Annotated in this window: 9 protein-coding genes; 7 read left to right on the top strand and 2 right to left on the bottom strand. The window is 64.5% G+C overall.

Annotated elements, in window-relative coordinates; genetic code table 11:
* The first annotated feature begins 2 nt into the window (after positions 1-2).
* The 3 genes from ARGLB_RS17155 to ARGLB_RS17145 all read left to right on the top strand — a co-directional run bounded on the left by ARGLB_RS17155 (position 3) and on the right by ARGLB_RS17145 (position 2,746).
* On the top strand, positions 3-413 hold the full coding sequence (locus ARGLB_RS17155; protein ID WP_003804916.1) for a DUF2304 domain-containing protein: 411 nt from the start codon (positions 3-5) through the stop codon (positions 411-413).
* Complete coding sequence (locus ARGLB_RS17150) at positions 413-1,510, top strand: acyltransferase (RefSeq protein ID WP_003804914.1); 1,098 nt, start codon at positions 413-415, stop codon at positions 1,508-1,510. Before ARGLB_RS17155 ends, ARGLB_RS17150 begins: the two co-directional genes overlap by 1 nt.
* Positions 1,511-1,603: 93 nt before the next feature.
* The gene (locus ARGLB_RS17145) at positions 1,604-2,746 is read left to right on the top strand and encodes a glycosyltransferase (protein ID WP_003804911.1); all 1,143 of its coding nucleotides are present in this window, start codon (positions 1,604-1,606) and stop codon (positions 2,744-2,746) included.
* A 100-nt stretch (positions 2,747-2,846) separates the two neighbouring features.
* On the opposite strand, the gene ARGLB_RS22530 is transcribed toward ARGLB_RS17145, so the two are convergent.
* Positions 2,847-5,924, bottom strand: a complete 3,078-nt coding sequence (locus ARGLB_RS22530; protein WP_050934397.1) for a GH25 family lysozyme — start codon at positions 5,922-5,924, stop codon at positions 2,847-2,849.
* 484 nt (positions 5,925-6,408) lie between these two features.
* On the opposite strand from ARGLB_RS22530, the gene galE reads away from it, so the two are divergent.
* The gene (gene galE, locus ARGLB_RS17135) at positions 6,409-7,428 is read left to right on the top strand and encodes a UDP-glucose 4-epimerase GalE (RefSeq protein ID WP_003804909.1); all 1,020 of its coding nucleotides are present in this window, start codon (positions 6,409-6,411) and stop codon (positions 7,426-7,428) included.
* A gap of 116 nt (positions 7,429-7,544) precedes the next feature.
* On the opposite strand, the gene ARGLB_RS17130 is transcribed toward galE, so the two are convergent.
* Complete coding sequence (locus ARGLB_RS17130; protein ID WP_003804906.1) at positions 7,545-9,665, bottom strand: acyltransferase family protein; 2,121 nt, start codon at positions 9,663-9,665, stop codon at positions 7,545-7,547.
* Positions 9,666-9,845: 180 nt separating this feature from the next.
* On the opposite strand from ARGLB_RS17130, the gene ARGLB_RS17125 reads away from it, so the two are divergent.
* Genes ARGLB_RS17125 through ARGLB_RS17115 form a run of 3 tightly spaced genes read left to right on the top strand, consistent with a single transcriptional unit; the run spans position 9,846 to position 12,879 of the window.
* A complete protein-coding gene (locus tag ARGLB_RS17125) occupies positions 9,846-11,069 on the top strand; it encodes a TadA family conjugal transfer-associated ATPase (protein WP_003804905.1) in 1,224 nt (407 codons plus the stop codon).
* Entirely contained in the window at positions 11,069-11,923 is an 855-nt protein-coding gene (locus ARGLB_RS17120) for a type II secretion system F family protein (RefSeq protein WP_003804902.1), read from the top strand. Before ARGLB_RS17125 ends, ARGLB_RS17120 begins: the two co-directional genes overlap by 1 nt.
* On the top strand, positions 11,920-12,879 hold the full coding sequence (locus ARGLB_RS17115; protein ID WP_003804900.1) for a type II secretion system F family protein: 960 nt from the start codon (positions 11,920-11,922) through the stop codon (positions 12,877-12,879). Before ARGLB_RS17120 ends, ARGLB_RS17115 begins: the two co-directional genes overlap by 4 nt.
* The last annotated feature ends 17 nt before the right edge of the window (positions 12,880-12,896 follow it).

The following is a 12,896-nucleotide window of genomic DNA, read 5'->3' as shown; positions in this document are numbered from 1 at the left end:
TTGTGCAGATCATTGTCCAAGTAGCACTTGTCCTTGCCGTCATCACCGTCTCGCTGGCGCTGATGCGCGGCGGCTCCAATGCCAGGCACCTTGCCATCCGCCGCATCATGCTGGTTCTCTTCGCATTCCTGGCGGCGCTCTCGATCTTCTTCCCTGAACTGCTGACCCGCGTGGCCCGGTTGCTCGGCATCGGCCGCGGAACGGACCTGGTGCTGTATGGCCTCATCGTGAGTTTCCTGGTTTTCATGGCAACGACCTACCAGCGGTTCCGGCACATGGAATCCACGCTTACCAAACTCTCCCGACGGATTGCCTTGGACGAAACGCCGGCACCCGGCGTTGACGGTCCCCTGCAGCGCAAGGATGCGGAGCCTGACCGGCGCCTGACCCCTCCGGCGCACGGAGGGCAGTAGTGCCGGTCCTGTCCGGTACAGCCCATACCGCGCCCCCCGTTCCGGAATCGTCGCCCACGCGCGAATACGGCCTGGACATTCTTCGGGTCGTAAGCATCTGCGGGGTGGTCGCGATCCACGTCTTCGGCCACGTACTGGGCCGGGCACCGCGCGAGAGCCGGCCGTGGTGGACCGCTGTGGTGCTGGACGTGAGCTGGATCTGGGTCGTTCCCGTCTTTGTGATGATTTCCGGGGCGCTCATCCTCGGTTCCCGGGTGGTGGCGGAACAGCCGGGCCTGTTCTACCGCCGCCGGGCAGTGCGGCTCATTCCGGCGCTCGTCGCCTGGAACCTCATTTACCTCGTCGGAGTGCGCATCTGGATGCGAGGCGAGGACCTGACTCCGCAGCGGACACTCCAGTTGCTGGTCGACGGCTCGGTGTTCACGCAACTGTACTTTCTCTGGCTCATTGCGGGGCTGTACGGGGTTGCCCCGGTACTCGCCGGATTCCTGCGCGGCGGCGGTCAGCCCCGGGCCACGAAGGCGGCTGCCGCTTTCCTTGCCGCGTCGCTGCTCTTTTACATGCTTCCCGGGATACTTGGCCTTTTCGGTGTCGCGAGTCCAGTCCGGCTCAACTTCCTGACGCACTGGATGCCGTACGTGGGCTACTTCCTGGCCGGGTACGCGCTGCGGAACGTCCGCCTCACCGGGGCAAAACTGACCGTGACCGCCCTGGCAACTGCCGCTATCATCGCCGGAACGGTTTGGCATTACGGCAACAAGGGAGAGCTTCGCCTTCTGGATGCCGTGGTTTCTGTCTCCTACCTTGGAGTCGGAGTGGCCTTGGCGGCGCTGGGCGTATTTGTCGTAACCCTGTCCCTGGCTTCGAACCTGAGGGTCAGGCGGGCAGGGAAGCCCCTGACGGTACTGTCGAACGCAACCTTCGGGGTCTTTCTTGTGCACCTGGTGATCTTCGAAGCCATCCGGCTGCAGTTTCCGGCGGTGGCGGCCGGGATGTCGATCAAGGCCATGGTGCTCGCCTACGCCGCCACACTGGTGGGAAGCTTCGCGGTCTCAGCTGCTGCCCGCCGTGTTCCTGTGTTGCGGAGCATTTTCTAGGGCCCCGACCCTACCGCCTTTCCGGTGCCCCCGTCGCCGGACGGATGCCGGCACGTCCACTTTCGTCCACTGCTGTCTGGGATAATGAATCATATGACTGAGCTGCCCTCGCTGTTGATCCTGACCTTTTCACCCATTCGCTCGGATCCCAGGGTCCTCAAGCAGGTTGAGCTGTTCAAAGGCAAGTACCGCGTTTCAACGTGCGGCTACGGTGACGCCCCGGAGGGCGTGGACAACCATTTCGCGCTGCCTGCAGATTCCCGTGGCTGGCCTTCGGACAAGCTGGGCCTCGTCACGCGCCGCTATCCCCGTGTCTATAACGGCCTGACCGCCGTTGCGGCTGCGCGTCGCATCCTTCCGCGCGGGGAGTTCGACGTTATTCTGGCCAACGACCTGAACACGCTTCCCTTGGCACTGGAACTTCAGCCCCGCCTGGGCGTCCACGCCGACCTGCACGAATTTGCCCCCCGTGAAAAAGAGGATGACCTCAAGTGGAGGCTGTTCGTGGCACCATTCATGCGCTGGCTCTGCCGTCGGTACCTGCCCCTGGCCGAATCCGTCACCACCGTCTCCCAGGGAATAGCCGACGAATACACAAAGGATTACGGCGTGGCCGCCGGTGTGGTGACCAACGCTGCGCCCTACTCCGAACGTGACGTCCGGCCTGTGGGCACGCCGGTCCGCCTCATCCACAGCGCTGCCGGCCAGCGTTACCGCAAGCTCGAAAACTTCATTGAGGCCATGCGGGATGCGCCCGATTGGCTGACGCTGGACATGATCGTAATGCCCAACGAGCCCGACTACGTGGCCGAGCTGAAGGAGAAGGCCGCTTCGGTGCCCGCCATCCGGTTCCGCGACCCGGTGCCCTACAGCCAGCTGGTAGCTACGCTCAGTGAGTACGACGTCTCCCTGGTGTTCCTTCCCCCGACGAACTTCAACCTCAAGAACGCCCTGCCGAACAAGTTCTTCGAAGCCGTCCAGGCGCGCATTGGACTCATTGTGGGCCCGTCCCCGGCGATGGTCGCGCTCGTGGAGCAGCACGGACTGGGTGCAGTGACGGCTGATTTCTCGGCGGACTCGCTGCGGACCACCCTGCACGGACTGACGGCGGAGAAAATTTCGGAGTGGAAGCGGGCGGCAGCCGCAGCAGCCCGTCCGCTCTCGGCCGAATCGCAGGTGCTGGCGTGGCAGAAGGCTGTGGAGGAGATTGTGACGTCCCAGACAGCGCGTGCCTGAGGCGTAGCGCCGGTACGGACAAACAAGCCGGTACGGGCAACCAAACAGAAAAGGCGGCTTCCCCGGGTGTTCGGGGAAGCCGCCTTTGTGTAGGAGGCCCTTAGCTGGCGCCGGAGGTGGATGACACGGTGGAGGCCGTTCCCACCGAGCCTGCGATGAAGGAGGTGCCCCACCGGCTTCCGGCCACCACCGGGTAGTAACGCAGCTGTCCGTCGCTCTGGACGGCCATCACGCCTTTACTGGTGGTTCCGGCAAAGCCCTTGTTGGCGGAGAACTGGCGGAATGACTGCCAGCCGCTGCCGACGGTTTTCCTGGCTTCCGAGATGAACCTGTTGGCGCCGGTGGAGCGGTAGAGCCGCATCGCTCCTGTGCTGTTGACGGCCAGCAGGTCCTGCTTGCCGTCGGAATCGTAGTCGATCATGGCGAGCTTAAGGCCTGACCAGCCTGCTCCGATGCGTACCGGCGCGCTGACGGTCCGTCCGGTGGCATTCGCCCAGAAGTAGAGGGCACCGTCCGTGCCATAACCCACCAGGCCCGGATACCGGGAGCCGGAGACCCATTTGCCGGTGACCAGGGTGGTCTGGGCGAAACCCGTAGAAGCAACCGTGAACGGTGCCGCAAACCCGCCGGACGCCGACCCCGGGTACAGCGATAACATGCCATTGGACCTCTGGGCCAGGACGTCGGCGACGCCGTCGCTGTTCCAGTCCACAACGTTCAGGGACTTCATCCCGGACCAGCCCACCCCGATCTGGTAGGGGCTGCCGACGGAGGAGTTCCCTGCCGGGCGGTTCCAGAGCCCGCCGGCGGCGTCAACGGTCAGGATGTCCGCGGTGCCGGTGATGGCCCGCCCCGGCACGAGGAGCCCGCTGCCCCCGATGAGCAGGCCATTCCAGCCGGACGGCAGAACCGACTTGGCACCGAGGGTGCCCGCCGTCAGCGGATAGTAGCTCAACTGTCCCGAGCGGTCGCGGGCGAGAAGCCCGTTCGATCCGGCGGCCGCGAAGCCCCTGGCCGGGCTGATGCTGTTCATGGTGTTCCATCCGCCGGCCAGAAGCTTGCGGGCTTCGGAAACCAGCGTGCCCGTTCCGCCGGAACGGTGGAGCGTCATCCGGCCCAGGTAATCGACCGCCACAAGGTCCTGGTTCCCGTCGCCGTCGGCATCTGCCATGGAGATGTCCGTCCGGGCAAACCCTGAGGCGAGTGTGGTCGCGGGGGCGGGCGCGCCGCCGGAGGGGTTCGCATGGAACTGGACCGAGCCGTCCGCCCGGCGGACCACGACGCCCGGATATTTGGCGGCCTTGAGCCACGGGCCGAAGGTGACATCGGCTCCGGTGAGACCCGAGGCGAGAACCGTCCGTGCGGCAAAGCCGCCGGCGGGCAGCCCGGTTTGGATTCCCAGAACCCCGGTGGTGCTGAGCGTGGCAAGGTCCTGAATGCCGTCGGCGTTCCAGTCGGTGACGTGGACGGATGCCAGGCCGGTGAAGCCGGTGCCGATCTTGGCGGCGGTCCCCAATGTGCCGGTTCCCGAGCTGCGGCGGTAGACGTTGCCGGACGGATCAACGGTGACGACGTCGGAGGCCGAGGTGATCGAAGGCGTCACGGCCGGCGGTGTGGGCGGGGCCGTGGCGACGTTGACGGTTTCGCCGCCGGCGATGAGGTAGTTGTTCCAGCCCGTTCCGATGGCGCTGACAGGTCCCCATGCGGAGTTGCCGGGCACCGGATAGTAGTAGAGCTGTCCGCTGGTGTTGCGGGCCATGAGGCCGTTTGTTGCGGCACCCTTGAAGTTCGTGGTGACGGTGACGCTTGTCATGTTGTGCCAGCCGCTGCCGATGGTCCTGCGGGCCTCGGCCACGAACGTCCCGCTGCCGTTAGTGCGGTACAGCAACAGTTGGCCGGCCGGATTCTGGGCCAGGATGTCCTGGCTGCCGTCACCGTCAAAGTCGATCATGGTGAGGTTCAGGCCGCCCCATCCCTGGGCGATGGCTGTTCCGCCGCTGACACCGGCACCCGAGGTGTTCCGCCACAGGCGCAGCACGCCTGAGTCGTCACGGCTGATGATTTGCGGGTAATAGCTGCTGTTGTACCAGTAGCCCACTGTCAGTTGGTTGTCTTCCCACCCCGACGCCGCGAGCACGGGGCCGGTGGCAAACCCGCCAGCGGCGACCCCCAGATAGACATTGACCCGCCCCGTGTTCCACTGGGCAATGAGGTCAAGAACGCCGTCGGCGTTCCAGTCGATGGCGTTGATGGACCGCAGCCCGCTCCAGCCCACGCCGATCTGCTTCCGCGTGCGGAACGTCCCGCTGCCGGTGGCCGGATAATCCCAGAGGATGCCGGAGGAGTCGGCGGCTACCACATCGCCCAGCGACGTAATGGAGGGCGTGGGCACGGCGCCGTCGGCCGTCGCGGCAAACTTCTGCAGGCCGGCGAGAGTTCCGTTCCACGCATTGGAGTCGCCGGCGAACGGGCCGGTGGCGCTGTACTGCCAGACGCTGTATGTACCCCAGCCGTTGGGCATGGAGCCCACGTAGCGTGAGTAGGAGGCCAAGTGCAGTGGCTGGCGGCTGAAGGCGCCGGAGTTGCCGGTGCACTGGGTCCACCAGTCGGTGGTCGTGTAGATCATTGGCAGGCGCCCGGTCCTGGCCAGCACCCTGTTGGAGAAAGCCGCGATCCAGTTGACCATCGCCGTTTGGCTCATGTTGTAGCAGGTGTTTCCCAGCGAGGCGTAGGGGTTGTACTCGATATCCAGAAGCGGCGGCATGGTTTTCCCGTCGCCGGTCCAGCCGCCGCCGTTGTTGACGAAATAGTCGGCCTGGGCCGCGGCGGTTGAAACCCCGGGGAGGGCAAAGTGGTAGGCCCCGCGGATCATGCCCGAGGCCAGCGCCCCGCCGTACTGGGTCCCGAAGTAGGGGTTCTTGTACGTGGTCCCCTCGGTGGCTTTCACATAGGCAAACCGTGCACCCATGCTGTACTGGGCCGCCCAGTTGACAGTTGTCTGGTGGCTGCTGACGTCCAGGCCCTGCACACCCGGTGCCATCCAGGTGTTGGCCGCTTCGGTGGAGATCGCATTCAGGGACGATGCCGTGGACTGCTTTGCGAACGTCGCGGCCCGGCGCTTGACGCCCTGCCCTAGGTAGGCGCCGTCTTTTCCGATTTCGGCGCGCAGGGCAGCCATGTCAATCTGGCCCGGCTCGGGCTCCGTTGCAGCAGCGGTGGGTGACGCAGGAGCGGTTGTCGCCGGCGCTTCGGGAGCGGGCGGAGCTGTCGGGGAAGCGGGAGCTGCCTGGGCCGGAAGGCCGCCGCCCAGGCAAAGCATCGTGGATAAGAGGGCCGTGCCGCTGAGGAGGGCAACGCGCCTTGCCTTCAAGGCGAGAGCCGCGGAGATTCTGCTATTCGGGGAACAATTCATGTGATACTCCGTAGCCTTCAAATTCCGGGCAGAGAGCCGGCTCGTGGCTGACGTCTTCGCCGTCTTGAGTCCCATCACGCCGGCGGCGATGTAGGCGGCCCATTCTAACACTTAAGGTGCTGATGTTACTAATGGTGCTTGTGTGATCCCTGTAACCAAAGGGACCCGCGTTCCCCGACTTACCGCAAACGCGGACAGCGTCGCCCGTCTTAGTTAGCTGCGCTGCCGGCCCCCGCATAAAATGGGGGCCATGAAGGTTTTGGTTACCGGCGGCGCCGGCTATATCGGTTCACACACGGCTCTTTGCCTGCTCGAGGACGGGCACGACGTCGTCGTGCTGGACAACCTCATGAACTCGAACATCGAGGCAGTCCGCCGTGTTGAAGAGCTCGCCGGCAAGAAGGTGGAGTTCCGCGAAGCGGACCTGCTCGACGCTGAGGCTGTCGACCAGGTCTTCGCGGAGGGCGGGTTCGACGCCGTCATCCACTTCGCGGGCCTGAAGGCCGTCGGCGAGTCCGTGGCGAAGCCACTCTGGTACTACAAAAACAACGTGGTGGGCACGATCAACCTCCTCGAGAGCATGGAGAAGGCCGGTGTTCGGCGGCTGGTCTTCAGCTCATCGGCCACGGTCTACGGCGCCTCGGAGCACGTTCCCCTGATCGAGAAGTCGCCGCTGGACGCAACGAACCCCTACGGCAGGACCAAAGAGCAGATCGAGGACATCCTGTCCGACCTGAGCGACGCCGACCCCCGGTGGAGCATCGCGCTGCTGCGCTACTTCAATCCCGTGGGTGCGCACGAATCAGGTCGCATCGGCGAAGACCCGCACGGGATCCCCAACAACCTCTTGCCCTTCGTTGCGCAGGTCGCCGTGGGACGGCGCGAGAAGGTCATGGTGTTCGGGAACGATTACCCTACCCCCGACGGCACGGGAGTCCGCGACTACATCCATGTCATGGACCTCGCAGCCGGCCACCTTGCGGCGCTGAACTACCTGCAGATGAAGACGGGCGCCTTCCGCTGGAACCTTGGGACCGGCCGTGGGTCGTCCGTCCTGGAGGTCATCGACGCCTTTGGCGCTGCTGCAGGGCATCCGGTTCCCTATGAGTTCGCACCCCGCCGGCCGGGGGATGCGGCCGTCAGCTACGCCGACGCCTCGGCGGCCTTGGCGGACCTGGGCTGGTCCGCGCACCGTGACCTGGCGCAGATGTGCGCTGACCACTGGCGCTGGCAGAGCGCAAACCCCTACGGCTACGCGGGCAACGACTAAACACCTTCCTGCGAAACTGCCCGGCGCCGGGTGAAGCATTGACCCCGCGCCGCCTCTTTGGGAGGCGGCGCGGGGTCTTCGCAGTTCTGGGGATCCGCCCGCGCCTATGGCGGCTCTTATGGAAGCTGTTTGGCGATGTAGGGTGCCAGTGCGCGAGCATATTCTGCGCTGATGTGCGAGAAGTCCCGGTACACGATCATGGATCCCACCACGGGATAGCACAGCTTGTTGTCACAGAACTGGTTCCGCAGGACGACTCGCTTCACGCCTTCTGCGGACATGGCTTTCGCCGCGTTCGTGATGGCGGTGTTCGGCGGAATCGCCTTGTTCACTGGAACTGCGCAGGCGAGAGCGTCCTGCTGGCGTGCGAGGCACGTCGGAACGTATTCACCGGTTGTCCGCGGAACGTCGTCGAACACCACGACCTTTTTTCCCGCGGCGAGCCACTGGCGCCACACCTTTGCGAATCCGTCAACGGCCGGATCCTTGAACGACTCATTGTCCGGGGATTCGAACGAAAACGCGGTCGAATAGGATGCCGCGAAGATCGTACCCACGGACTTGTTCCCGGCCAGCTCCCGGGCCACTTTTTGACCCCATGCCAGGCAATCCCGCTGGTTTGAGTCAGTCTTCTCAGAGGCCTGGATCCTGACGGCCGCCGTAACAGGGCAGGAACTCTTCGTGTAGGTCTTGATATGCCAGCTGCGATCCTTTGCCAGAGTCTCCAGGGCCGGGTACCAGGCAGTGGCATGGGAGTCGCCGACGATGGCCACGGTTTCCTTCGCCTGGGAAGCGTCAACACCAAGGTCGCAGCTCACGATGTCGGTACCTGCGGCGTCAGCCTGGCACCCGGGATGCAGCGGCTGCGTATTTTGCTTGGCGACCAGGGCGGGCGCAGGACTGGGTGTTTCCTTGCCGATGACAGGGCCACAGCCGTTGGCCGGATCCAGAGCCCCGGGCCCGTAGCAGGCACCGAGCTCTGCGGAACGATCCGGGCTTGACTCTGAATATGCTGCCGAAGTCAGCCCGAAGCACATGGCCACCGTGAGCACCATGCCTACGGCGGCGAACAGGTATGCCCGCAGGGATTTTTTCAGCAGCCGGCCGCGCCGCAACGGATCCTCAACCGTCAGTTTTGTGATCCACGCCAGCAACGTGGAGGCCAGCAAAATAAGCAGCTTCTCCCAGGTCCCAAGATCATGGCGAAGGACGAACGGAAGGACGACGATCAGCGGCCAGTGCCAAAGATATACGCCGTAGGAGACGTCGCCCAAAAAGATGGCCGGGCGGCGCGAGAGCCACCAGCGGGGTGTCATCCGGGCGGGGTTTCCGCTGCAAATGAAGACCAAGGCGGTGCCAAGCACCGGAAGCATGGCCGTCCAGCCAGGGAACGGGGTGCCGCTGTCGAACGTCAGGGCAGCATATGCGATCAGGGCGACGCCGGCCCAGGCGAGACTTGTCGCCAGCCGTCCGGAGTATTGCCGTCCATTGAAAATGAGGGCGGCGAGGCCGCCCGCGGCGAACTCCCAGACGCGGGTTGGGGTAACAAAGTAGGCAACAGACGGGCTCTGCGCCGTCAGAACGACCGAGTAGATCAGCGAGGTTGCGCCGACGAACGCTATCCCGGCGATCATCATGCCCCGAGGGGAGGACAGCGGACCCAGTTTGGATGCCACGGCTGGCCGTCGGGCGATGTACAGGAGCAGGGCCACCAGCAGGGGCCACACGAAATAGAACTGCTCCTCAACCGAGAGTGACCAGTAGTGCTGAACCGCAGAGGCGTCATTGTGCTGGGCTGAATAGTCGACGGAGTCAGTGGCCAGGACCCAGTTCTGAACGTACAGGGCGCTGGCGCCGATCTGGCGGGCCGCAACCTCCCACAGTGTGGACGGAATCCAGAGGAAGGCCGCGACCAGGGACACCAGCAGGACCAGGAGCGATGCCGGAAGCAGCCTTCGGATTCTCCTCGCCCAGAACCGGGTCAGCCCCAGGGTTGAACCGTCCTGGACCTCGCGGTACATGTGGGAAGTGATGAGGAAGCCTGAGATGACGAAGAAAACGTCGACACCGACATAGCCGCCTGTAAGGCGCTCAGGCCAGAGGTGATAAAGCACCACCAGGAGGACGGCGACAGCTCGGAGGCCTTGGATCTCTGGCTGGAACTGGCTTGTTGCCGGGGCCTCGCGGACCGCTGATGGGTGCTTCCTGGACGTCTCGAGGGTTCGGATGGCAGGCACAACGACCAATTTTATCGCGAAACCGCCTGCCGCTGCGAATAAGGGGGATCGCGGCAGATGACCAGCGGACACCAAGTTATCCACATTTGCTCTTTTTCTCTGTATTCGTCGGAAGCAATCACTTAGCTTTAACCCAGATGTTCTGCCTCCGCTGGGGCCGGCAGTCATTCGGGGGAATTCATGGATGCAGTACGCATTGTCGAGGATGAAGTCCGGGAGCTGATCCGGAGGCGGGGTCTCGATCCGTTGCACCAGGCTGCCGAGGTCAGGCGGCTCGTGGAAGCGGCCGTGACCGACTATGACGAGCGTGCCCTTATGGGTCCGCTTCCGCCGCTCGGGCCCCTGGAGTCGGCACGGCGGTTTGTCTTCGACGCTGTGGCCGGGTTCGGCGCCCTCCAACCGTTGCTCGATGATCCGGGGATTGAGGAAATCTGGATCAACGCACCGACGGAAATCTATGTCGCACGGAACGGCGAATCCGAACTCACATCACTGAGTCTGACGGATCAGCAGGTCCGGGACCTGGTTGAGCGCATGCTGAAGAGCTCGGGGCGGCGGCTGGACATCTCATCGCCCTTCGTGGATGCGTCACTGCCTGACGGATCCCGCCTGCACGTGGTGATTCCGGATGTCACCAGGCGTCATTGGGCCGTCAACATCCGCAAATTCGTTGTGAAGGCAACGCGGTTGGAGCATCTCGTGGAGCTGGGCACGCTGACGCCGCAGTCCGGGCGATTCCTGGGCGCCGCCGTCGCGAGCGGACTCAACATCCTGGTCTCCGGTGCCACACAGGCGGGAAAGACCACACTCCTGAACTGCCTCGCGGCCAGCATAGGCAGCCGGGAGCGCGTCGTGACGGTCGAGGAGATCTTCGAACTGCAGTTTCCGCTGCGCGATGTTGTCGGGCTGCAATGCCGGCAGCCCAATCTGGAAGGCGAAGGAGAAATCCCGCTCCGGCGGCTGGTCAAGGAAGCCCTCCGGATGCGGCCTGACCGCCTGGTGGTGGGCGAGGTCCGGGAAGCAGAGAGCCTCGACATGCTGATCGCCCTCAACAGCGGGCTGCCGGGGATGTGCACCGTCCACGCAAATTCAGCGCACGACGCCGTAACCAAGATGTGCACGCTCCCGCTGCTCGCCGGCGACAACATTTCCAGCGCGTTTGTGGTTCCGACCGTGGCCTCGTGCATTGATCTGGTGGTTCACTGCAGCCGCATGGCAAACGGGCGCAGGCAGGTGACGGAAATCCTCTCTCTGGGCAGGCGGGTCGAGAACGGAATTATCGAGTCCTCGATGATTTTTTCCATGATCGGCGGCCTGCTGGAGCCGACGGCCAACACCATGCCGGCGGAGGAGAAATTCGCGAGGGCCGGTTATGAAGTCGCGGCGCTTTTGGACCCGCGCTGATGGCTGCGCTGCTGGGAGTTCTGACGGGTGCAGGGCTGTTGCTCATCTGGTGGTCGGCCTGGGACCAGCCCGCGCGCCCCAAACGTGGACGGCGGACAAGCCGTCTCCATGACCTCTTGTTGTCTGCCGGCATTGAAAAGGTCACCGGTGCCGGTCTCATCGGCAGCTGCCTGGGCCTTGGCGCCTTTGCGACCCTGGCCTTTTTCGCCGTGAGCAGGTCCTGGCCCATTTCGGTTTGCTTTGGCCTGTTCGGCGGCTGGCTTCCGGTGGCGGTGGTCAAATGGCGGGCCAAGAGACGCGGTGCCATTCTGCGGCGGGTCTGGCCCGACGTCGTCGATCACCTGCGGTCGGCTATTCGGGCCGGGCTGTCTTTGCCGGAGGCACTGATACAGCTGGGCGACAAGGGACCCGAGGAACTGCGGCACGTGTTCCGCGACTTCGGCTCGGATTACCGCTCAGGTGGCCAGTTCGACGCGTCCCTGAACAGGCTCAAAGACCGGCTGGCAGACCCGGTAGCCGACCGCATCATCGAGGCACTCCGGCTCACCAGGGAGGTGGGCGGCTCCGATCTCGGCAAGCTGCTCGGGACGCTCGCAGAGTTCCTGCGCGAAAGCGCCCGGACCCGCAGCGAGCTTGAAGCGCGGCAGTCGTGGACAGTCAACGCTGCCCGGCTGGCAGTCGCGGCCCCATGGATTGTCATGCTGCTACTGGTCAGTCGTCCGGAGGCCGTGGCTGCGTACAACACCCCCATTGGAGCGGCCGTGCTGTTGGGAGGCCTGGTGGTGTCGCTGGTGTGCTATTCGGTCATGCTGAAGATCGGAGCCCTCCCGGAGGAAGAGCGGGTATTGCGATGACCACCGTTGCTGCCATAACCCCAGTGCCAGCGGCAGCGATGCTCTGCGGCGCACTCCTCGGTGCCGGTCTGTGGCTGCTCCTTGTCAGGCTCCCGTTCATGCGGTCCGTCAGTTTCGTGGAACGCATCGAACCGCAGCTCAGGTCCCAAAACCTCGAATCAAGACTCCTGCGGGCGGAGGAACACATCCTCACCCCGTTTGGTCCCCTCGAACGCATACTCCGCCCGCTGATCAGGGAAGCCACCGCCAAACTGGCCCGGTTCAACCTTGGCTCCGCAGCCCTCAGCCGCAGGCTCGCCCAGGCACGCATCGACAAGTCGCCCCTGGACTTCAGGGCCCAGCAGCTCTTCTGGGCACTCTGCGCGTTCATTGCTGCCGTCAGCGTCATCGTGGTGGCAGCGCTGGCCGGGAGGTTCAGTCCCGTCCTGGCCGTGGCGATCTCAGTCGGCAGCGGGATCGGCGGCTTCCTCTTCCGTGATTACTGGCTGGGCGTGCAGATCCGGCGGCGCGAGGAACGGATGCTGGCAGAGTTCCCGAGCCTGGCGGAGATGATTGCGCTCGCGGTGGGCGCCGGGGAAAGCGCCACCGGCGCCCTCGACCGCGTCTGCAGGACTGCCAAGGGTGAGCTCTCCAAAGAATTCAGCAGCGTCCTGGCCGAAACCCGGGCGGGGAAGCCCCTGGTGGAGGCGCTTCAGGAGTTTTCCGCGCGCACGGATCTCGGGCCGCTGATCCGCTTCGTTGACGGCATCATCGTCGCGGTGGAGCGCGGAACGCCACTGGCCGAAGTCCTGAGAGCCCAGGCCCAGGACGTCCGGGATACGGCCAAGCGTGAGCTGATGGAGTCCGCCGGCAAGAAGGAAATCGCAATGATGGTGCCGCTTGTCTTTGGCGTGCTGCCCCTGACCGTGGTGTTTGCCGTGTTCCCCGGAATAGCGGCACTCAGCCTGAATTTTTGACCCCCGCTGCTCCGGCA

Origin of the sequence: Arthrobacter globiformis NBRC 12137, assembly GCF_000238915.1 — a bacterium.
Classification (GTDB): Bacteria; Actinomycetota; Actinomycetes; order Actinomycetales; family Micrococcaceae; genus Arthrobacter; species Arthrobacter globiformis.
Note: the sequence above shows the minus strand (reverse complement) of the source record. Positions and strands in the feature narration are given on the sequence as shown.